Origin of the sequence: Proteus sp. HMSC14B05 (genome assembly GCF_001808035.1) — a bacterium.
Lineage (GTDB): Bacteria > Pseudomonadota > Gammaproteobacteria > Enterobacterales > Enterobacteriaceae > Proteus > Proteus mirabilis.
Genome location: NZ_KV791982.1, coordinates 20,402 through 41,394, shown reverse-complemented (window position 1 = coordinate 41,394; position 20,993 = coordinate 20,402). Strand labels below are relative to the sequence as shown.

General features: G+C 36.4%; 20 protein-coding genes and 1 pseudogene. 12 read left to right on the top strand and 9 right to left on the bottom strand.

Annotated elements, in window-relative coordinates; all coding sequences use genetic code 11:
* Positions 1 to 9 precede the first annotated feature (9 nt).
* The 5 genes from HMPREF3129_RS05365 to HMPREF3129_RS05345 all read left to right on the top strand — a co-directional run bounded on the left by HMPREF3129_RS05365 (position 10) and on the right by HMPREF3129_RS05345 (position 4,410).
* Positions 10 to 408, top strand: coding sequence for a DUF6122 family protein (locus HMPREF3129_RS05365; protein WP_036918327.1), 399 nt, complete (start codon positions 10 to 12; stop codon positions 406 to 408).
* A 91-nt stretch (positions 409 to 499) separates the two neighbouring features.
* Positions 500 to 1,852, top strand: a complete 1,353-nt coding sequence (gene yegD / locus HMPREF3129_RS05360) for a molecular chaperone (RefSeq protein WP_036918329.1) — start codon at positions 500 to 502, stop codon at positions 1,850 to 1,852.
* A 137-nt stretch (positions 1,853 to 1,989) separates the two neighbouring features.
* Positions 1,990 to 3,015: a threonine aldolase family protein gene (locus HMPREF3129_RS05355; protein WP_017827709.1), complete on the top strand. Its 1,026-nt coding sequence runs from the start codon at positions 1,990 to 1,992 to the stop codon at positions 3,013 to 3,015.
* A gap of 172 nt (positions 3,016 to 3,187) precedes the next feature.
* Positions 3,188 to 3,451: a YjbD family protein gene (locus HMPREF3129_RS05350; protein ID WP_004242966.1), complete on the top strand. Its 264-nt coding sequence runs from the start codon at positions 3,188 to 3,190 to the stop codon at positions 3,449 to 3,451.
* A 359-nt stretch (positions 3,452 to 3,810) separates the two neighbouring features.
* On the top strand, positions 3,811 to 4,410 hold the full coding sequence (locus HMPREF3129_RS05345; RefSeq protein ID WP_036918333.1) for a LysE family translocator: 600 nt from the start codon (positions 3,811 to 3,813) through the stop codon (positions 4,408 to 4,410).
* 61 nt (positions 4,411 to 4,471) lie between these two features.
* Here HMPREF3129_RS05345 and xylB read toward each other — a convergent pair whose 3' ends face one another.
* The 4 genes from xylB to HMPREF3129_RS05325 form a co-directional block, all read right to left on the bottom strand.
* On the bottom strand, positions 4,472 to 5,926 hold the full coding sequence (gene xylB / locus HMPREF3129_RS05340; RefSeq protein ID WP_070486877.1) for a xylulokinase: 1,455 nt from the start codon (positions 5,924 to 5,926) through the stop codon (positions 4,472 to 4,474).
* 78 nt (positions 5,927 to 6,004) lie between these two features.
* Positions 6,005 to 7,321 (bottom strand): xylose isomerase, encoded by a 1,317-nt coding sequence (gene xylA / locus HMPREF3129_RS05335; protein ID WP_012367934.1) that lies wholly within the window; start codon positions 7,319 to 7,321, stop codon positions 6,005 to 6,007.
* 10 nt (positions 7,322 to 7,331) lie between these two features.
* On the bottom strand, positions 7,332 to 8,807 hold the full coding sequence (gene nhaC, locus HMPREF3129_RS05330; RefSeq protein WP_036918335.1) for a Na+/H+ antiporter NhaC: 1,476 nt from the start codon (positions 8,805 to 8,807) through the stop codon (positions 7,332 to 7,334).
* A gap of 6 nt (positions 8,808 to 8,813) precedes the next feature.
* A complete protein-coding gene (locus HMPREF3129_RS05325; RefSeq protein WP_036918340.1) occupies positions 8,814 to 9,983 on the bottom strand; it encodes a MalY/PatB family protein in 1,170 nt (389 codons plus the stop codon).
* 188 nt (positions 9,984 to 10,171) lie between these two features.
* On the opposite strand from HMPREF3129_RS05325, the gene HMPREF3129_RS05320 reads away from it, so the two are divergent.
* Positions 10,172 to 11,341 carry a XylR family transcriptional regulator gene (locus HMPREF3129_RS05320; RefSeq protein ID WP_017628106.1) on the top strand — a complete coding sequence of 390 codons (1,170 nt, stop codon included), beginning with the start codon at positions 10,172 to 10,174 and terminating at the stop codon, positions 11,339 to 11,341.
* A 12-nt stretch (positions 11,342 to 11,353) separates the two neighbouring features.
* Here the strand turns inward: HMPREF3129_RS05320 and HMPREF3129_RS05315 are convergent, their stop codons facing one another.
* Both HMPREF3129_RS05315 and HMPREF3129_RS05310 read right to left on the bottom strand, forming a co-directional pair.
* A complete protein-coding gene (locus tag HMPREF3129_RS05315; protein ID WP_004242975.1) occupies positions 11,354 to 11,638 on the bottom strand; it encodes a VF530 family protein in 285 nt (94 codons plus the stop codon).
* A gap of 104 nt (positions 11,639 to 11,742) precedes the next feature.
* Positions 11,743 to 12,810: an alpha/beta hydrolase family protein gene (locus HMPREF3129_RS05310; RefSeq protein WP_036918342.1), complete on the bottom strand. Its 1,068-nt coding sequence runs from the start codon at positions 12,808 to 12,810 to the stop codon at positions 11,743 to 11,745.
* Between the two features lie 235 nt (positions 12,811 to 13,045).
* Between HMPREF3129_RS05310 and HMPREF3129_RS05305 the strand changes: the two genes are divergently transcribed.
* The 3 genes and pseudogenes from HMPREF3129_RS05305 to HMPREF3129_RS05295 all read left to right on the top strand — a co-directional run.
* Entirely contained in the window at positions 13,046 to 13,360 is a 315-nt protein-coding gene (locus HMPREF3129_RS05305; protein WP_036918345.1) for an antibiotic biosynthesis monooxygenase family protein, read from the top strand.
* Between the two features lie 33 nt (positions 13,361 to 13,393).
* Entirely contained in the window at positions 13,394 to 14,095 is a 702-nt protein-coding gene (locus tag HMPREF3129_RS05300; RefSeq protein ID WP_036918348.1) for an ArsR family transcriptional regulator, read from the top strand.
* Between the two features lie 746 nt (positions 14,096 to 14,841).
* A pseudogene (locus HMPREF3129_RS05295) lies at positions 14,842 to 15,156 on the top strand (oxidoreductase); the annotation flags it as partial.
* 164 nt (positions 15,157 to 15,320) lie between these two features.
* Here HMPREF3129_RS05295 and HMPREF3129_RS05290 read toward each other — a convergent pair.
* Both HMPREF3129_RS05290 and HMPREF3129_RS05285 read right to left on the bottom strand, forming a co-directional pair.
* Entirely contained in the window at positions 15,321 to 15,782 is a 462-nt protein-coding gene (locus tag HMPREF3129_RS05290) for a GNAT family N-acetyltransferase (protein WP_004248088.1), read from the bottom strand.
* 484 nt (positions 15,783 to 16,266) lie between these two features.
* A complete protein-coding gene (locus tag HMPREF3129_RS05285; protein ID WP_070486875.1) occupies positions 16,267 to 16,848 on the bottom strand; it encodes a hypothetical protein in 582 nt (193 codons plus the stop codon).
* Positions 16,849 to 17,612: 764 nt separating this feature from the next.
* Between HMPREF3129_RS05285 and HMPREF3129_RS05280 the strand changes: the two genes are divergently transcribed.
* Positions 17,613 to 18,740, top strand: coding sequence for a hypothetical protein (locus tag HMPREF3129_RS05280; protein WP_036918353.1), 1,128 nt, complete (start codon positions 17,613 to 17,615; stop codon positions 18,738 to 18,740).
* A 134-nt stretch (positions 18,741 to 18,874) separates the two neighbouring features.
* On the opposite strand, the gene HMPREF3129_RS05275 is transcribed toward HMPREF3129_RS05280, so the two are convergent.
* Positions 18,875 to 19,384, bottom strand: coding sequence for a GNAT family N-acetyltransferase (locus tag HMPREF3129_RS05275; RefSeq protein ID WP_036918355.1), 510 nt, complete (start codon positions 19,382 to 19,384; stop codon positions 18,875 to 18,877).
* A gap of 154 nt (positions 19,385 to 19,538) precedes the next feature.
* Between HMPREF3129_RS05275 and HMPREF3129_RS05270 the strand changes: the two genes are divergently transcribed.
* A complete protein-coding gene (locus tag HMPREF3129_RS05270) occupies positions 19,539 to 20,030 on the top strand; it encodes a hypothetical protein (RefSeq protein WP_036918356.1) in 492 nt (163 codons plus the stop codon).
* 270 nt (positions 20,031 to 20,300) lie between these two features.
* Entirely contained in the window at positions 20,301 to 20,522 is a 222-nt protein-coding gene (osmB, locus tag HMPREF3129_RS05265; protein WP_004248092.1) for an osmotically-inducible lipoprotein OsmB, read from the top strand.
* The last annotated feature ends 471 nt before the right edge of the window (positions 20,523 to 20,993 follow it).

The window sequence follows — 20,993 nt, the reverse complement described above, 5'->3', positions numbered from 1 at the left end:
GAGACGTTTGTGATCTTTGAAATCGCCAGAACAATAATACATTATGGTTTACATTTTTTAGCGCCAATAGCTCTCGCTTATCTATTTTGGGGTAAAAACTGGCGGCTTGCTGCGCTTCTTATGATGAGTACGATGGCAATAGACATTGACCATTTGTTTGCAACGCCAATCTTTGATCCCAATCGTTGCAGTGTTGGTTTTCATCCATTGCATACTCTATGGGCTGCCATTGTCTATATCGTTTTATGGCTTATTCCTTCTTGGAAATGGAAAGCCATTGCCGTTGGGTGCTTATTTCATCTATTAACCGATTCTGTTGATTGTTATTTAGGTGGTTTAAAACCTGATATGGCTATAACAATAAGCTGTAATAAACTTTATTCGCCAGAAACGCCATTCGAATATTAAAAGACAAAACACCACAATCTGGTAGTAATTACAATAAGCTTGTTGTAGAGTGCTCAGTCTTTTTTTTAACGAAGTCTAGCTGGGAGGCGATATGTTTATTGGCTTTGACTATGGAACATCAAATTGTTCTGTGGCAATGATGAAAGAGGGGAAACCAACGCTATTACCTTTAGAAGGTGAGAATGTTTATATTCCATCTACTCTTTGTGCGCCAACCCGTGAATCTGTTTCCGAACATTTATTTCGCCACTTAAATATTAAACCTACCAACTCTATTGGCGAACAACTATTAAGAAAATCAATCGCGTTTAATCGTGATGAAGATATTGAATTAGTGCCTGAGGATATTGTTTTCGGTCAGGCGGCATTAAGTTTGTATCTAAAAGATCCCCGTGATGTTTATTACGTCAAATCGCCTAAATCTTTTCTTGGTGCCTCAGGCTTACATGAGATACAAATCAGCTTTTTTGAAGATTTAGTGTGCGCCATGATGGCCAATATAAAACAACAAGCGGAAAAAAGCACCCAAGCAACCATTACTGATGCCATGATTGGTAAACCTATTAACTTTAATGGGTTAGGGGGAGAGGCTGCCAATAAGCAAGCCGAGCATATTTTAATTAATGCAGCTAAACGAGCCGGCTTTAAACAGGTTTTATTTGAATTTGAACCGGTAGCCGCAGGTTTAGAATATGAATCCACATTAACCAAAGACCAAACAGTCTTGGTAGTTGATATTGGTGGCGGTACAACGGACTGCTCATTGATTCAAATGGGCCCTAGCTATCGGGGTAAAACCGATCGTGCCAGTACACTATTAGCGCATAGTGGACAACGTGTGGGTGGTAATGATCTTGATATCTACCTAGCTTTTAAACAGCTAATGCCTTTATTTGGCATGACAGGGCTAACTTCATCGGGCATAAAATTACCGTTAAAACAATTTTGGGATCCTATTGCCATCAATAATGTTGAAGCACAAAAAGATTTTTATTCTCAACAAAACTTAGCGGCATTAAATCAACTACGTCGTGATGCCCAAGAGCCAGAAAAGATAAAACGCTTAATTGAAGTCTATAATGAAACACTAGGATATGGCATTGTCCGCAAAGCGGAAGAGGCGAAAATGGCATTATCAGATTGCCATACCTATTTAGCCAGCATCGCGTTATTAAGTGAAACATTAGAAACCAATATCACTCGCCAGCAAATGGTTGAAGCCATTGGATCCCCTAAAGATAAAATGATTGATTTGGTCAATGATGCCGTACAACAAGGGGGCGTGGTACCTGATGTGGTGTTTATGACGGGAGGCTCTGCGCGTTCACCGATTTTATGTCAAGCTATCGAGCAACAGTTACCTAATGTGCCTATTGTAAAAGGTAATGATTTCGGCTCAGTAACCGCAGGGTTAGCCCGTTGGGGTGAAGTTTGTTTTAAATAGGCGGTTTTAAATCGCTCTATTTTTAAATATATTAGACTCAGCATGTGGTGTTTATTTGATAATTTGTCAATTAAAGGCCATATGCTTTTCTTTTATCTATAATAGACAGACCAAACACAACATAAATAGGAGTACACGTGTACCGCTTCCAAAATGATTATAATGAAATTGCACATCCTGCGGTCATGAAGGCAATTACAGATACAGTAGGTCAACGTTATGATGGTTATGGTATGGATACCCTTTGTCATCAAGCTAAAGAATTAATCAAACAGCGAATTAAACAACCCGAAGCGCAGATCCATTTTTTTAATGGTGGCACCATCACTAATTTAACCGCTATTTCTCACTTTTTACGCCCACATCAAGCAGTAATTTCTGTCAGCACCGGGCATATTGCGACTCATGAGACGGGAGCGATTGAGGCAACAGGCCATAAAGTGATCACCACTTTTTCTGCTGATGGTAAATTGACCCCAGATTTATTGAAGCCGATCCTCGCTGAACATAACGATGAACATTGGGTGCAACCTAAACTTGTTTATATAACCAATGCCACTGAAATTGGTACGGTATATCGTAAAGCCGAATTACAAGCGTTACGCGAATTTTGTGATGCACATAATTTATGGTTATATCTTGATGGCGCACGTTTAGCAACAGGGTTGATGTCTGATAACAGCGATCTAACGATTGAAGATATCGCACACTTAACTGATGCTTTCTATATTGGCGGCACGAAAATTGGTGCTATGTCAGCAGAAGCATTAGTGATTTGTCATCCTGCATTAAATTCTGATTTTCGCTTTAGCTTAAAACAAAAGGGCGGATTACAGGCAAAAGGTTGGTTATTAGGGGCACAATTTGCGGCGTTATTTAGCGACGATCTCTACTTTAAATTAGGTAAACATCTCAATGAGATGGCCTCACAATTAGCCGCATTCTTTATTGAGCATGGTTTTGATTTTTTAGCACCACCAGAATCTAACCAAGTGTTTGTCATTTTACCTAATGATATTGCAGAAAAGCTAACGCAGCAGTTTGTTTTTCATCGCATATTACTTGACGATCCACAGCTAAGCTGTTTGCGCCTTTGTACTTCTTGGGCAACAACACAACAAGATATTGATGATTTTAAAGTTAAATTTCTTAAACTTATTTAATCGGTCTATCTGTTAGTTTAATCCTTCACTCACTTTATGATATTACGCGTGTAATAAGCGCGTAATATCTATCTCGATCGCGTTTTACTATCAAAAAAGGCAATTGATTGATTGTGAGTCGTTGAAATGATGTTATATTAAAGACTCCTTTCTCAATACAGGGTGTGATTGTATGAAAAAGCTGACTCTTCAAGAGATGACAGATGCCCAACAGATGCGCGTTAGAACCAGAATCGGTCAAGAGAGAAAGAAATTGGGGCGTGAATTAACTAACGCCGAAATGAATAAAGTGAAAGATGCTATTATTACCGAAATCTCCCTCGAAGTAGAAAAAGCCAGCAAAAAAGCCCTTTCCCAGAAGAAAAAACAGAAATTAGTCTCTAGTGATGAAACCTATAGCTGGTCTGCCCAAAACCATCGTCGCGGGTATCGTTAGCAATAGCTATTATATTAGCCCTAATATATCAATATATTTATTAGGGCTAATAGTTATATTTTCTTGAAAGGTATCAGAATAATATATTTGTAGGGCAGGTTATATCTTCTAGTAATAAGTCACCTTCAATTACCTTATTATATAATATCGTTATTTTAACTTATCATACCGTAGAAAATTCCATATAATAGAATAAAAGCTGAAACTTATCCATATAGATAGACAAATTCCTAAAATAATGAATTTCTCTAGCGTTAAGTATTACCATTCCTATAAAATTAAGCACTAGTTGGTAAATAAAAAAAGAAAAGGCAATTTAATATCTCCTTATTCATTATTTATTGATTAGAATTTTATATATGACTTTCGACATTTTTTTATCATTAGCCATATTTTCATTTGTTACTTCAATTACACCAGGCCCGAATAATATTATGCTTCTAGCATCAGGTATTAACTTTGGCTTAAAGCGTACAATGCCTCATGCTATCGGTGTGTCTCTCGGTTTTTTTGTGATGTTATTGGCTGTGGGGATAGGCATAGGAACACTTATTAAATCATCGCCCATTATTTACAATATATTAAAATATCTCGGAGCACTGTATTTATTGTGGTTAGCTTGGAAAACGGCAATTAGTCATTCTGTTGAGCAAAATAGTAATAGACAAGGCTCACCGTTAACCTTGTTAGAGGCTGCATTATTTCAATGGATTAATCCTAAATCATGGATGATGGCGATTTCAGGGATAACATTATATACCTCACCACAATATCCTTATATTTCAATGTTGTTAGTTGCTATTATTTTCACATTAATTAATTTTCCTTGTGTTGCTATATGGGCCACTTTTGGTCATAGCTTACGAGAGCGATTAAAAAATCCCAAAATATTAAAACTATTTAATTTTATTATGGGTGGTTTATTAGCATTAAGTGCTATTTCTGTATTATTCCAATAAATAGAAAAGGGCAAGTATCATCTCGCCCTTTGTATAATCCTGATGTTAACGCAATATTGTTTTATATTTTCATTGTTTCAATAAGTGTGTAGAGCTTTTTAAAGGCATTATATTTATCTTGATATGCCTTATGTTTTTCTAAATTAGGAACATGACGTGTTTCAAGTTTTGGCTGAGAAAGAATAATTTGTGATAAATGAGCCGGATTTATCGTTAATTGCGCCAGTCTAGCAGCTCCCAGCGCAGGACCAACATCACCACCTTGACGATAATCCAAGGTTTTTCCTGTAATATCAGCTAGTAATTGTCGCCAATATTCACTTCTTGCCCCTCCACCAATTAACGTTATGTTGTCTGCGTGTTGTCCAGCCTTATCCGCCACTTCAATTCCTTGCCTCAACGCAAAACTGACACCTTCTAACACCGCTCGACATAAATCCGCACGCTGATGTTGGTGAGTTAACCCCCAAAATACACCTTTGGCATCCGCATTATTATAAGGTGTCCGTTCACCAGAAAGATAAGGCAAAAAGAGTAGGGAACTATCAGAATGTGCATGCTGTTCTATTTCTTTAAACATTGCACCAACATCACTGATCCCCGTTAATTGGCATACCCAATCTAGACAAGAAGCCGCACTTAATATTACCGACATTAAGTGCCAAGTTTGTGGCAATGCATGGCAAAAACTATGTACTGCATTGTCACTGTTTTGGAGAAACTTTTCACTGACAACAAAATAGACACCGGATGTGCCCAAAGAGAGCATTCCTTGACCCGGTTGATATACTCCTACACCAATTGCACCCGCTGCATTATCACCACCACCCGCTATAATCGGCACTTGTTTCATTTGCCATTTTTTAGCAATTTCTGGCAGTAAGTAACCCGTTATCTGGTTACCCTCAAATAAGGTCGGCATTTGACATCGAGAAAGCCCCGTTGCCGCTAATAATTCATCACTCCAATCGCGTTTTTGCATATCCAACCACAGTGTACCCGCCGCATCCGACATATCACTGGCAAAATTACCACTCATTTTCCAACGTAGAAAATCTTTTGGTAATAGCACATGAGCAATCTGACAAAAGATCTCCGCTTCGTTTTCTGCGACCCATTGCAATTTAGGCGCTGTAAACCCAGGCATAACTAAATTGCCCGTGATTTCTTTAAATTGAGGGTATTGCTTTGCCAGTCGTAAACATTGTTTCACACTGCGGCCGTCGTTCCATAAAATAGCAGGGCGTAATATATTTTGCTGCGCATCAAGTAATACCGCGCCATGCATTTGACCACTGAGACCAATGGCTTGGATCTGTTCCATAGGTTGAGTACGACTCAGTTGTTTTATCGCTTCATCAGTTGCCTGCCACCATGCTTGTGGATCTTGCTCTGACCATTGAGGATGAGGGCGTGAGAGGGTTAAAGGTATAGAATGACTGGCAACGACATCACCTTGCTCATTCATGATGATCGCTTTAACACTTGATGTGCCTAAGTCTAGCCCTAAATACATGACGTTTTACCCCATGATCTTATGTTAATTAAATCAATAAACACAGCGCTACTCTGCTGTGTTTATCTTTTTATACCCTTAACCAAAAATATAACGATTCACTAAACTCTCTAGCATCTCTTGACGCCCGCTTTGTAAGCGGGGCGCTAAGGTATTGCTTTGTGCATATTTTGCCACTTCTTCAAGACTTAATTTGCCTTGTAGGATATTTTGGCCAAGTTCAGCACTCCATCCCGCATAACGTTGAGCAATAAATTTATCAAGTCCACCGTCTTGGATCATTCTTGCTGCAATACGTAATGCCATTGCCATGGTGTCCATTCCGGATATATGCCCATAGAAAAGATCGTATTTATCATTACTTTGACGACGTACTTTGGCATCAAAGTTTAATCCACCAGTCGTAAAACCACCGGATTTGAGAATTTCATACATAACTAATGCATTTTCTTCTACACTATTGGGGAATTGGTCTGTGTCCCAACCTAATTGTGGATCACCTCGGTTAGCATCGACTGAGCCTAAAATACCTAATGCAATAGCTGTGGCGATTTCATGATGGAAACTATGACCCGCTAAAGTTGCATGGTTAGCTTCTATGTTCACTTTAACTTCTTTTTCTAAACCAAATTGTTTTAAGAAACCATAAACTGTCGCAGTATCATAATCATATTGATGCTTAGTTGGCTCTTGTGGCTTCGGCTCGATGAGCAGTGTACCTTGGAATCCAATTTTATGTTTATGCTCAACAACCATCTGCATAAAACGACCAATTTGTTCCCGCTCTTGGCGTAAATCTGTATTTAATAATGTTTCGTAACCTTCGCGGCCTCCCCATAACACATAGTTTTCGCCTCCCAGCGTTTTTGTTGCTTTCATCGCTTCACAAACTTGAGTTGCCGCCCAAGCAAATACTTCTGGATCAGGATTTGTTGCAGCACCAGCTCCGTAACGAGGATGAGTAAAACAATTTGCAGTTCCCCACAATAATTTAACGCCCGTTTCTTGCTGTTTTTGCGCTAATACCTCAGTTATTGCTGCCATATTGGTGATATATTCATTAATGCTATTTCCTTCAGAGATAACATCAACATCATGAAAACAGTAAAAAGGTACATTGAGTTTATGGAAAAATTCAAAAGCAACATCCGCTTTACGCTTTGCTTGTTCTAGTGCTTCTCCCGGTGTCTGCCAAGGTCTATCAAACGTACCAATACCAAACATATCCGAACCATTCCAGCAGAAGTTATGCCAATAGCAGGCAGCAAATCGCAGATGATCTTCCATTCTTTTCCCTAAAATAATTTCATCTGGATTATAGTAGCGAAAAGCGAGAGGGTTATCGCTGGTGGTACCTTCATATTGAATTTGTTCAATTTTATCAAAGTAAGACATGGAACCGTCCTTATTTAGTATCAAGTTGTAATTCTGAATGTGATCCAAGCTCAGCAGTCATTTCTTCCTGCTCTTCTGGTGTTAATTTAGCAATGCCAAAACCGGTGAAACCCCATAACATGGCAAAGAAGATGCCACTCCAGCACAATACAGCCCAAGGTAAATAACTTAGGGTTGCAACACCTAATGTGCCCGCCATATAAGCGCCGGCAGCAGTCCAAGGTAAGATAGGCTCAAAAATAGTGGCGGAATCTTCAACAGTACGAGCAAGGTTTTTAGGGTGTAAACCGCGTTCAATATACGCACCACGTAACATTTCGATAGGAATAAGAATAGAGATTTGTCCATTGCAAGTAACACCAATCATGGTCAGTCCACAGACAATAGTCGCTAAGATCATCGATCCCGTTGAATGCACCATTTTTAGCAGTGCATGAACGATCACTTCTAATGCACCGCTTAAAGATAGAGTTCCCGCAAAGGAGAGTGCGCAGAAACAGATAAGTAGGGTGCTCATCATGGAGTTCATACCACCACGATTTAATAAATTACCTAATAATTCAGGTACTTCTTTACCTTGGATCATGGAGACATTAAAGCCATCAACGGCACTTTTTACGATATCATGTAAGCCAAATCCTTGAATAAGATAAGCATTCAACATCGCAATAGCGGCAGAGGCCAGCATAACTGGAATAGTCGGTTTTTTCGTGACCGAACCATATAAAATGACTAATACAGGAATAAGCAGGATCAAGTTGAAGTGATAAATATTCTCCAATCCATTGGTAATTAAGGTGACTTTTTCAGGCACTCCTTGTCCTGCTAAATCGCCATTCATACCATAAACAGTCATGATAATCGCTGTGAGGATCAAGGAAGGTAATGTGGTATAAAGCAGGTGACAGATATGTTGATAAAGATCTATTCTGGCCGCCATTGCAGCGAGGTTAGTATCCCCTGATAGCGGTGAGAGTTTGTCACCAAAATAAGCACCAGCAACAACGGCACCCGCAGTTGCTGCCAGATTAGCCTCCATACCGACAGCAACGCCCATAAAAGCGACGCCAATAGTGCCCGCCGAGCCCCATGAAGTACCAGTACAAACTGATACTAATGATGTCACTAGCAGTGCTGTAACATATAGCATTTCAGGACTGATCATCTTTAATCCATAGTAGATCATCAGTGGAATGGTTCCTCCCACCATCCATGTCCCGATTAATAAACCAACGCTAATTAAGATCAGCAAAGCCGGCATCGTTTTGGCGATTTTTTGTGAGATAGCCGTTAATATTTCGTCGTAACGATAGCCTAATCGTTTAACTAATAATGCCGCGACGACGGTTGATAACACCATTAGTGGTTCAGGAGGTAAGTCAAAAGCGGCGTAACCTCCGCCTAATAGCACCACCATTGTAAATATAGGAAACAGTGACTCGAGAAGTGTAGGGGTTCTCGGATTATTTATCGTTTGCGTTTTCATTGTAATTTATTCCAAACTGGCGTGAGGTGAGGTACGAATAAGCCGAGTAAAAACGGTTTCTAATATTGAACGAGGTGTAGCAATATTAATGCGGAAAAAACCATCCCCAGCCGCACCAAAACCGCTTCCCCAACTCATTTCTACTTCGGCTAATGAAACAAACCAATGCTTTAATTGTTGTTCGGTTAACTGCATTTTTTGATAATTGATCCATAGCATGTAGGTGCCATGGCTTTGAGTGATAACCCAATCAGGAAAATAACGTGCACATTGCTCTTTTACCCACTGCCTGTTTTCAGCAAGGTAATGTTTAAGCTCCTTGATCCATTGTTGACCTTGTAAGGTATAAGCTTGTAAGAAAGCAGGGACAGAGAAGTAACCAGGATTATGAATACCTGCGGCAATTAAGCATTGTTTAAATTTCTCACGATATTCTGGATTAGCAATCACAATATTGGCTATTTCAAGCCCCGCTAAATTGAAGGTTTTAGCCGGTGATGTGCAAATAAAAGAGTGTTGTTCTACATAGCTACTTAAAGTTGATATAGGACGATAAATGGCATTATCAAAAACAAAATCAGCATGAACGTCATCAGAAATAATAAAAACTTTATATTTTTCAGCAAGTTTAGCAATTTTTAATAAATCAGCTTGTTGCCATACTGTTCCGGTTGGATTATGGGGAGAGAGCAATATAAAACAGACAGATTGTTTAAATTTATCTTCTAAATCGTCAAAATCTATTTCATAGCACCCATTATGATAAATTAATGGACTTTCTAGTAGCTGGCGATGATTTACACAAACTGTATTGCTAATAGGATGATAAGCAGGTGACAAGGTTGTCACTTTATCGCCAATTTGAGTAAAATTTTGAATATAGAGAGAGACGGCTTGGATAATGCGAGGGCAAAACACCACAGATTCAGGTGTAACATGCCAAGCATATTGAGATTTAAACCAATTTACCGCAACATTATTCCAATCAGAACTAAGATTGGTATAGCCATAAATACCGGTTAAATTAAACTGACTGAGTTTGTTAATAATAAAATCTGGTGCAGAAATATCCATATCGGCAACCGATAATGGAATAATATTGGCGTTACTGTTGCACCATTTAGCACTGTAGGTATTTTGCCTAGAAATTAATTTATTAAAGTTATTCTGATTCATGAAAATCCCCTCGGCAATGTGGTTTAACAACAAAATACTCGTTGTACTTACTCTTGGTTATTCCTATTTTTTACTTTGCTATTACGAAATCTGACTTGTGTGATAGTAATCACATAGCCACGAAGGAGAATGCTGGCAAATACAAAGCTGTGGTTTAATGGCCAACATGGAAGAGTGGGTGATCTAATATGAAAAAAGATAAATACTTTCGTATCGTGCTGTTATTCAACGCTAATAAAGTCTATGACCGACAAGTTGTTGAAGGGGTAGGTGAATACTTGCAGGCGTCACAGTGCCATTGGGATGTATTTATTGAAGAAGATTTCCGCACCCGTCTTGATAATATTAATCATTGGGTTTGTGACGGCATTATTGCAGACTTTGACGATCCCATTATTACTCAACATTTAAGCCAATCACCCTTATCTGTTATTGGTGTCGGTGGCTCTTATCATCAAGCAAAAGATTATCCTTCTGTGCCGTATATTGCTACTGATAATTACCAATTGATTCATCAAGCTTTTTTACATTTAAAGCAAAAAGGGCTTAAACATTTTGCTTTTTATGGATTACCGGCAAAAAACTACCCGCATTGGTCTAATGAGAGAGAATATGCATTCCGGCAATTAGTTACTCGCGAAAAATACCCTGGCATCATTTATAACGGTATGGATATCACACAAGAGAATTGGCAACATGCACAGAATCGTTTATCTGACTGGATACAAACGTTGCCACCACAAACTGGCATTATTGCCGTCACCGATGCCAGAGCGCGTCATTTACTGCAAGTCTGTGATAACTTAAATATTAATGTGCCTGAAGAAATCAGTATTATAGGCATTGATGATGAAGATATGACACGTTATTTATCACGTATAGCGTTATCTTCTGTAGTACAAGGTTCACGACAAATGGGATATTTAGCCGCGAAGCTTCTGCATCAAATATTAGAAGGGCATCTAACTGAACAACTACCAAGAATATTAGTTCCTCCAGTAAAAATCATTGAACGTCGTTCAACAGACTTTCATTCATTTAGTGATCCTACCGTTGTACAAGCAATGCACTATATTTATTACAATGCTTGTAAAGGAATAAAAACTGAGCAAGTGTTAGACGCTGTAAATATGTCGCGTTCTAATTTAGAACAGCGTTTTAAGAAAGAAGTAGGGAAGACTATCCATGCCGTGATTTATGAAGAGAAGCTGAAAAGGGCGAAAAACTTATTAGCCACAACAACATTATCAATACAAGAGATTTCTTTGATGTGTGGCTATCCGTCGTTACAATATTTTTACTCTATTTTTAAAAAAGAGTTTGGCATGACACCAAAGGATTTTAGAGATGAGAATTGATAAAAATAACAATTATTTTTTATAGCGACTATTTGCCCAAGGATCACTTTCAGAATAATTGATTGTATCATCAAGGTTTTCTTCAACAAGATTTAGATATAGTGCTTCTACCTCAGAGCGCGCCCAAGGAGTTCTGCGCAAAAATTTCAAACTCGACTTTACACTTGGCTCGTTTCTAAAACAGTTAATTTTGATTAGTTGGCTTAATTTAACCCAACCATATTTAGCCACTAACGCATTAACTTGCATTTCAAGCGTGATACCGTGTAGTGGATCTTTAGAACGAGCTTCTGTCATGGTTTACTCAAATAGGTTGATAATAAAGCGTAGCAGAGTACAAGAAAGTAACACAAGAGACAACCAAAGTATAAAGCCATCTATATTGTTATTATGGTTAAAAATCATAAATTACAATCCATATTATAGGGAGAGAAATCCGGATTTTTATTTTTTATCCAATCGATAATAAGTGGTAACGAACCTTCAGTGTAAGCTTTACGGCCAGCCCACAGAAATTGTAATTGACGGTATATTGACCAATCACTTTCTAATTGGTAATTAAATTCAGGCACACGGAGTAATCCATGACTAGCATGAGGGAAAACAACAATATCAGCTTGATGATGAGTATTTAATATTGCACGATAGCGACAAGCATTAAGCTGAGCATTAACGTTTAAGTCATTATTTCCCCATACCGCTAATATACGACCATTCATTTTTCTTAAATAACTTGATGAATCACTTAAGTAATTTTTAACAACAAAATTAAATCGATCTTCACTCATATCATTGCGACGAGAGCGATCTTTTGTACCATGTAGTCCAAAAATATCATCATTTTCTTTTTGTTCTTTTGCCAGCAATTGTATAATTTCATCCGGTGTTTTTCCTTGCTGTTCATAACGCAATTTTTGATAATATTGTCCTTGTTCTCGCCAATTGACAGCACCACCAATAATCACAGAAAAAGCTGGTTGTGATTGACTAGCGGCGATAGGAATAACCCATCCTGCTTGAGAAAACCCTAAAAAACCGACTTGAACTTCGGGATAACGAAGTTGCATTAATTTTAATGCTGCTACCGCTTCTTCAGCTCGAGCTTCCATTGATTGATGTAACCAGTTTCCTTGACTATCACCAATGCCTGCTTTATCCCACGAGAATATCGCGATATTTGCATCCAAAAATGTATTGAACAGAGGGTTGTAGCCACCATTTGAATAACGATCTTGAGGCCCATCACCATGAATAACAACGATAACCGCTGACGGAGTCTTATGTTGAGGAGTAAGAAGAGTTCCTGATAGCCGGTTTCCTTGAGATACAAAACTTAATTCTTCTTGATCTTTGTTTTCATAGTCAAAGTCTTGAATATGGCTTGTAAAAAATAATAGGGTGGTGATAACAAGCAGTAATAGAATAAATATAGCAATTATATATTTACCTACAGCATAATGAACTTTCATTATTTTTCTCTTACGTTATTTTTTTGTACATAAGAATATGATAATACTACATTTTTTGTTATAAATATAACAAGTAACAAGTAACAAGTAACAAGTGCTTTTAAAGATATCATTGCTTAATAAAGATACTAACATCATTTCTACTCTACATTCAGTACGGAGTAACATTTCAATAGGTATCGAAACGTTTATTATTTTCCTTGTTATCCTGCTTATTTTTAACAAGGAGAATAAAATGATCGCTGTTATTTTCGAAGTTCAAATAGCCACAAGTAAGCAGGGGCAATATTTATCTTTAGCATCGCAACTAAGACCATTACTAAACAACATTGATGGATTTATATCTATCGAGCGCTTTCAAAGCCTAGCGACGGAAGGAAAGCTATTATCGCTTTCTTGGTGGAAAAATGAAGATGCTATACTGCAATGGAAAAATAATATTTTGCACAGCAAAGCACAGCAGGAAGGTAAAAAGAGCATTTTTGATTTTTATAAAATAAGTATAGTTAAACTAGAACGTTGTTATGAGTTTACAAGTAGTCACACGTAATTGCACCGTACTGGACAATAGAGCCGTTATAAGATGAATAATTACAAAACAAAAACGGAATATGAGCATACTTTGGAGTCAGCAATAGCCGCGGTTGGAGCCGCTATTGCGGATATTTCCAGAGTAAAAATACTCTGTGCTTTGATGGATGGAAGGGCGTGGACAGCCACCGAGTTGAGCATTGTTGCGGATATCTCCGCATCTACCACAAGCAGCCATTTATCAAAATTACTCAGTAGCGGCCTTATTTCTGTGATCTCTCGTGGTAAATATCGCTATTTTCGATTAGCTAGTGATGATATAGCAAAAGTTATTGAAAATTTGATGAGCTTCTCAACAGTTCATGTATCACAAGCAAAAATTACCACCCCAGAACATTTAAGAAAAGCACGTACATGCTATAACCATTTAGCCGGTGAAATTGCCGTTAAAATTTATCAGGTACTTTGCCAAGAAGAATGGATAACAAAAGATGGAACAGAAATAACTGAATTCGGAGATAAACGCTTTAAATTGATGGGACTTAATTTCCAAGCAAAACATTCGCGTAATATTTGTTGTCCTTGTTTAGATTGGAGTGAAAGGCGTTTTCATCTAGGTGGACAAATTGGCAGTGCATTACTTAATCATGCACAGATACAAGGTTGGATAAAACGCCACCAAGGATATAGAGAAGTGACGATTAATGAAAAGGGCAATAAAGCTTTTGCCCAATATTTTAATATAACAATATGATCTAGATGTAGGGGATATCGTGCACAGATTAGTTATTAATAAAACCTGTATAGATATCGATAGAGTAATCGAATAAAAATCTCACACAAACATGCAATTAATGGGATTAAGAATGAACCGTATATGATATAGATAGTCACTGTTATGTAGCCAAATTCACCAAGTAATGTCCCACTTCCTAAGTTAGAATTTTTGGGTAAATCGAAGTAGATATGTGTATACCATGCAAATAGAGATAAAAAATAAGGAAAAACAAAATAAAACAAACACTTATATAGTGAATTCATTTTTCCATTTAAAAAAACAAACACAGGTGTTATAACAATCAGATAGACAAGGTAGTAGTGACTTATAATATTAATATGATCTAATAATGCTATGGCATTCGTCGCATGCGAAAATATATTAAAAAAAGCTGATGAGCCATTTCAGCATAATAAAAAAGCACACTGATAAATATTGATATATATGGTATTAGGGAGTTCTTATTAATACGCACCTGAAATAATTCCTCGTTCTACTTCAGAATATTTTCTCCAAAGTTTGCTGATAATTAAAGTCAGTCTATATTTCTTATCTATACGTAAATTTTGTATCGAGTATCCCATTAAAATTCTCAGATTGGCTAGAAGTGGAGTTATTAAATTCTTAACACGTATCTGAGTCAATAGGGCTTTGAAGCGCTAAATCATTAAAAGGAAGCATCCAGCGACCATTCATCGTTCGGCATGATGAGTTAATGCTTACGCCAAACGATAGCCTATATCCACATGTCTGAACCTGATTGGGCTGGAGGGCAACCTTACACAGAGGATTTTCGTCAAAAAGTTCGTGAGCGTTTCAGTGGAGTGATTATTGGCGCGGGAGCTTACACCACAGAAAAAGCAGCATCATTGATAGGAAAAGGCTTAATTGATGCAGTTGCATTTGGCCGCGATTTTATTGCGAATCCAGATTTAGTTGCTAGGCTTCAGCAGAACGCTGAGCTTAATCCACAACGCCCTGCAAGTTTCTACGGTGGAGGCGCAGAAGGTTATACTGACTATCCATTTCTTTTATAACAATTCGTTATTGATAAAATAATATATTAAATAAAAAATCCGATATTAATTCAATATCGGATTTTTTATTATTCAAACTACATTACACAGAAGTACAAGCATCGTTAATTTGCCTTTAGTAATTAGTGCAAGCCATCATTGGCTATGCAAACCTAACCAATTGATTATAATGTTATTTTCATTTTTGGTATAAATCGTCCAGGGATTGACTCTGAAGGTGTATTGTACATCGTTATTGCGCCCATTTTTTTATAAAAATTTTCAGCATTAGGATCTGCATCAAGTACTAGCTCTTTTACATTCATCTTTCGTGCATGTTCCACAGCTCGTTCATACAAGGTTTTACCAATCCCTTGGCCAATAAAAGAGGGGGCGACAAATAGCTTTTCTAGCTCCCCTTGTCCTGCGTTATCATTAAACTTGAGTTGAACAAAACCACAATATTTTTCATTATTTTTTGCGACCAAAATTAAAGAGTTAACAAAATCGGCTTCTTTCAATGTGAGTTCATCACGGCACATCTCAATAAAGTCAGAACTGTATCCCCAGTATTGCTTAGATTCCAGAGCGATTGTTGTAAGTTCTTTTGCTTCAGAGGCATTAGCTATATCAATACTAATCGACATATCATTAAGTTCTTGTTGGGGATCCGCGCAGAATTGAATAATTTATTCTAAAGATTATCTCAATACCTGAAGTGCAACAACAAATATAATAAGAAATGATGTGCATGCGGTGAAGATTGAAATCACATCACAAGATATTTGATAGAGGTTTGGTTGAGAATAAGTTGTTCGGTCAGTATCTGTTTTTATCTATACGTAAATGCGGTATCACTAAAACTATCAGGTTTGACTAGAAGTGAAGTTATTAGATTCTTAACACGTATCTGCTGAGTCAATAGGGCTTTGAAGCGCTAAATAATTGAAAGGATCCATCTTATGAAGTTATTGGTTATTACGTCCCATTTAACATAATATACATTATGCGAACCATAATAGCTAAATACGAATAGACCTCAAATCTTAAGGTTTTACTGTTCATAATGGCTCGCATAAGACACTCTATGTTAAAGACGAACCTTGAGCCTTTCAGCGTTATAGACGATATTTATAGTTTCGACCAGCTATACTTGTTTTTATGTGAAAACCCCCATACATCTTCAAATGAACTTAATGGAATGTCACATAGGATAGCACCTTCAATCTTTGGTATATATTTTCTGTACTCCTTACTATTATTGGCTATCGCTGAAACTTCCTCCCCAGATAGAAAACAGTCTTTTAATTTATCGAGGTTTATAGATATCCATATGATATCTTCATATTCAACACCTGAAACTAGTACCCAATTCCAATGGCTATAATGATCATTCAGATATTTTTCATCTACAATTCGAAAGTCAAAAATACTTATTCCCTTTAGTGTTCTTACCAATGGATATTTTTCTTTATTACCACAGCCTGTTCTATCTTGGTCAGGAATATTAGGATTTATTTTAATAAAACCATTTTTTTTAATTAACTTAAATCGGGTAGCTGTGGTTGCATGCCAAACATTTCCTAGGAGATGTTTGGGAAATTTATTAAAACTCATAGTCTGTCTCATAATTTTCGATTGTGTATGCATAACATTATTAATATATTCATATTTTTCAAGTGAATTAATTATCCGTGATGTTTTTATTATCATTTGTCTCCGACCGTCAAACTGACTCACTGTTATCCGTTATGAGGTCTTAGGCTTATCAGGGAGCTGGCGCAGTTTCTTGCTTCTCGATAAGTCCCCCCGTTTTATCGCCAAATCAACAGACGGTTATCCCTGAAACTATCGCGTGTTGGCTTCCATGCCTAACGGCATAAAAACTAGGGTGAGTTAACAATCGGTTTTGTATCGGCTGAACCTTTTTAACTTGAAGCGCGATTAAAATGTCCGTTTTACTTTTCTCGTCTGACTTCGATTTGAACATATCCGGTATCGCTCAGAACCCTTTTGTAACATAGCGTCATAGATTATGCGAACCATGGTAGGTAAATACGGATAGTCGCTGAAATCTCTGTTTTTGGCTGATTGATTATTCAATTGGGCTTGGTCACTACTTTAGTATTTCCAACCAACCGACTTTCTTTAATTTAAATGCTGATGCTACATTGCTAGCCGAGGTTTATTATAGGAAATGACGACATGTTCATAATATATAACACATCTCATATATGAGAGTGATTTTTGTATATTTTCTTGTTCGTCTTATTTCTATATTTAATACATCAGAATAGATAAAATTAAAGCTCCATTATAGTTAAAGTAAATTATTCCTATAGAGATACTCGCATAAAGATAATCATATTGGAATATAAATATTTTTATGAATATTCCTTTTTTATATGCTAGGCTAGTTTAATAAAAACCTTGTCTCTTAATAAGAAATAATTTCTAGTAAACTCCTAGGAACATTTATGAAAATGAAATACTTACCATTTTTTATATTACTCATGACAACAGGTACAACATTAAGCTATGCTACTGATGGTGAAATTAAAATAATGGCAGGGAAAACTGGCTATGTAGGCGAAGTTATTCCAGTGACAAAATTAGCTGAAACCTTTCCTAAAAGTTTCACTGCCCCTTCGAGCGCTAATTATTATGCTAGGCTTGGTTTTCTGAGCCTTACCAACCAGACGGGTTATTGTGGTAGTACCGATGGGCTACAAAAAATACCTGAAATTAATGAATGGGGATTTAAACTAATAAATAAAAACTATCCTACCTCTGGCTATTTACTATTGGCGATAAATGGAAACATTGGAGGACAATATAAAACTAATAATTCAGGTATCCAAAATATAAAAGGAGTATTAACTCGATCTAAGTTGACTCGTTCAAGTTTATATAATGTAAGCAAAAATGGTTCTTTTTGCTGGGGACCTTCGGCTTATGATCAAAAAAATTTTTATGATCCTTCTTTTCGATCTTATGTCTCTATCAGTATAAATAGTTATTCAGTTTATGCATATGGCGATATAAAACCTGGTATTTTTTCATTAGAAACTAGTTTTAAGTTGTCAAGAAATACAGCTAATAGCGTTGATGATAGTACTGCTTATTTTATCCGCCCTGGAGAAATTAAAGTTACGGCCTTAAGAAGCTGTAACGTGACAAGTAGTACTGAGACTAATATTAAATTTAAAGATCAATTTACATCAACATTTACTTCACCAACATTATTAGATACTTCACCAGTAAATTCCGTTAATGTTACATGTACTCAAGGTGGAAAAAACTATATTACAATAAAAGCTTATAATAGTCTTGTTAGTGGAAATATGTCTGGAATGCTTTTAAATGGAACAAAATCAAACAATCAATCAGAAGTTTATGTTGTTGCATCATTAAAAAATTTAACAAACCAAACATGTCAAGCGAATGATACAAGTGCCATTAGATTCTTTGATGGTCACTATATACCCAATATGGATAATATAAAATCCTTTAATCAAACTTTTCTATTTGGTCTATGTGCTAATGGCAAAGTTATAGCAGATAAATATTCAGGAGCTGTCGATGTTTCATTTATCGTTGAGTAATTATTCTGATTAAGCAGAAATCAGATATTAAAACCAATTTTAACTAAGTTTTTTATTAATATTTCTCTAAAGGTATAAATAGTAATTTTACACCTATTTATACTATTTACACCATTTGTTACACCACTTGTGAATTATACAACTTTCCCATTTAATTCTAATATATTTACATTCCAATTTTGACTACCTAATTCACACACCATACCACCGTCATATATAAATTCTTTCTTCTCATTATTCTCAATAAAACGGGTGAGATTTTTCATCGGAATATATCCAGAGGAGAGATAATAAGCATGAGAAACAGCAAATAAAATAGAAAAATTAACAGAATGCTCTTTCAGTATAGCATGAGCCATTTTTATTAATGATGCAGCAACGCCCTTTCCTCGGTATTTGTGAGCTACCACTACACAACTCAATATACCAATGGTTTCAGGAAATGAATCTAGGTAAACATCTCGTAAATAAACAGCTACATGTCCGATAATCTGATTATCATCAATTGCCAGTACCAACTTGTAAGGTATATCAACCTGATAAAAATTACCCTTCATATCCTCAAAAGCTGAATTCTGTAAGGCTATTGCTTGCTGCAGAATTTGTTCACTAACATCTGACCAGCTATAATATTCAATTCTCATTTGATTTCTCGCGCTTATAAAACCCTTTATTTATTAATGGAATAATGTTAAATAATATTAATTATTTATTCTATTGGTGACCTATTGTTTTTCATTTATACTCCCCACCATTATAAACATATTTTTATAAAACACCTGTACAAATAGAGGACCAATGGAATATTTAAATACAAAAATTATTATCGGTAGTTCAATCATCGCTTTAGCAACACTGTATTTTGCTATTTATTTAATACTATATCTTATTAAATGCGTTAGGACTCAAACGCCTTTTACTTTAAGAAAAATATGGAAACAATGGTTATTGAGTAGTGTTATTGGTCTAATTGGTGCTTATATTGTACAACTTGGTGATAATCAAAGAAGAAGCGAATTTACCAAAGAAGAGGTTAGCTTTATGAGTGAAAATAAAGCATATAGCCAATTTACCTCAGCAGACAAAGATCTCGCGTCAAAAATAACCCATAAATGTACTTACAATTCAGATGCTGTATTTGAACAATGTTTACCAAAAATACTGACTTGGGAAGCAAAAATTTATCAATCATATAATGCACATCGTAAAATTTCTGATAGTGAAGCAATAAAATATACAGAAGAAGAATTACGCGATAAGCATAATTACTGGATCAACAAAAAACGCTAACTACCCGTCTGATCCATTAGATTTAATAGGCTTAGAGTCTGTAAGTGATATTAAGCCTATTCTTAATATCTCTCATTTTGTAATACAATTTGTAATACAATGCTCATTTTATTAACTAACTTAATCAGATAGTTAGTTATTATTGCCTTTTTAGTGCTTTTTAATACGCATTTTAGGAGTATTGCACCCTATTCTTCCCGAATATTCTGATGCCAGTACGATTATGATAGCAGTAACTTTATAATGTTCTTTATACTGGAGCTTATAAAAATGAATATCACGTTTAAGAAAATTGGAACAATGTGTGTCGCTTCTGTTCTGCTTTTTTCACTTGCGGGTTGTTCAAGCATGACAAAACGCGATCGTAATACAGCAATTGGCGCCGGTGCTGGTGCCATAGGTGGTGCAATTTTAACAGATGGTAGTCCATTAGGAACTATTGGCGGCGGTGTATTAGGTGGTGTTATTGGCCATCAAGTTGGCAAAAAATAACTATTACCGTTATTTACTATGCTAAACTGAGCTTATAAATTTTTATAAGCTCAGATTCGAGCAATAACCTATATAGTAGTCATAGTTACGGGTAAATGATGGTAAGAACGGCTCTATTGAAAATTAAAAATTTGATTATTTGGCTTTATCATCAGTTTAGCGATCTGCTCCATATCGCGGTGACTTTTGTACTCTGTTATTTTTGCTTTCTTTTATCTCCCACACTTACCATCGCCGTTATAGGCGTCGTGATTATTATTGTAACCATGTTTTTATTAAGCCTATTTGTTTTACCTTAGCTTTTTTATGACACTTCTGTATTAAACCTTCTCTACTGTGACACGAAATAAAACCCCCCTTTCAACCCACTTTGATCAGTAGTGAAAAACGTATAACTCAGTGATGATTAAAGTTAAAAATCTTTTACATTGGCAAAGAACCTTATCTTTCCCCTGATTTATCTCAAAGCTG

What these genes read in the sequence shown, in the direction of transcription:
- HMPREF3129_RS05285 (WP_070486875.1), bottom strand. Translation starts at nt 16,848, where the DNA reads ATGATAATAAAAACATCACGGATAATTAATTCACTTGAAAAATATGAA.
- HMPREF3129_RS05320 (WP_017628106.1), top strand. Translation starts at nt 10,172, where the DNA reads ATGAAAAAAGATAAATACTTTCGTATCGTGCTGTTATTCAACGCTAAT.
- HMPREF3129_RS05275 (WP_036918355.1), bottom strand. Translation starts at nt 19,384, where the DNA reads ATGAGAATTGAATATTATAGCTGGTCAGATGTTAGTGAACAAATTCTG.
- osmB (WP_004248092.1), top strand. Translation starts at nt 20,301, where the DNA reads ATGAATATCACGTTTAAGAAAATTGGAACAATGTGTGTCGCTTCTGTT.
- HMPREF3129_RS05310 (WP_036918342.1), bottom strand. Translation starts at nt 12,810, where the DNA reads ATGAAAGTTCATTATGCTGTAGGTAAATATATAATTGCTATATTTATT.
- HMPREF3129_RS05305 (WP_036918345.1), top strand. Translation starts at nt 13,046, where the DNA reads ATGATCGCTGTTATTTTCGAAGTTCAAATAGCCACAAGTAAGCAGGGG.
- HMPREF3129_RS05270 (WP_036918356.1), top strand. Translation starts at nt 19,539, where the DNA reads ATGGAATATTTAAATACAAAAATTATTATCGGTAGTTCAATCATCGCT.
- HMPREF3129_RS05290 (WP_004248088.1), bottom strand. Translation starts at nt 15,782, where the DNA reads ATGTCGATTAGTATTGATATAGCTAATGCCTCTGAAGCAAAAGAACTT.
- xylB (WP_070486877.1), bottom strand. Translation starts at nt 5,926, where the DNA reads ATGTATTTAGGGCTAGACTTAGGCACATCAAGTGTTAAAGCGATCATC.
- HMPREF3129_RS05345 (WP_036918333.1), top strand. Translation starts at nt 3,811, where the DNA reads ATGACTTTCGACATTTTTTTATCATTAGCCATATTTTCATTTGTTACT.
- xylA (WP_012367934.1), bottom strand. Translation starts at nt 7,321, where the DNA reads ATGTCTTACTTTGATAAAATTGAACAAATTCAATATGAAGGTACCACC.
- HMPREF3129_RS05325 (WP_036918340.1), bottom strand. Translation starts at nt 9,983, where the DNA reads ATGAATCAGAATAACTTTAATAAATTAATTTCTAGGCAAAATACCTAC.
- HMPREF3129_RS05280 (WP_036918353.1), top strand. Translation starts at nt 17,613, where the DNA reads ATGAAAATGAAATACTTACCATTTTTTATATTACTCATGACAACAGGT.
- HMPREF3129_RS05315 (WP_004242975.1), bottom strand. Translation starts at nt 11,638, where the DNA reads ATGACAGAAGCTCGTTCTAAAGATCCACTACACGGTATCACGCTTGAA.
- nhaC (WP_036918335.1), bottom strand. Translation starts at nt 8,807, where the DNA reads ATGAAAACGCAAACGATAAATAATCCGAGAACCCCTACACTTCTCGAG.
- yegD (WP_036918329.1), top strand. Translation starts at nt 500, where the DNA reads ATGTTTATTGGCTTTGACTATGGAACATCAAATTGTTCTGTGGCAATG.
- HMPREF3129_RS05350 (WP_004242966.1), top strand. Translation starts at nt 3,188, where the DNA reads ATGAAAAAGCTGACTCTTCAAGAGATGACAGATGCCCAACAGATGCGC.
- HMPREF3129_RS05300 (WP_036918348.1), top strand. Translation starts at nt 13,394, where the DNA reads ATGAATAATTACAAAACAAAAACGGAATATGAGCATACTTTGGAGTCA.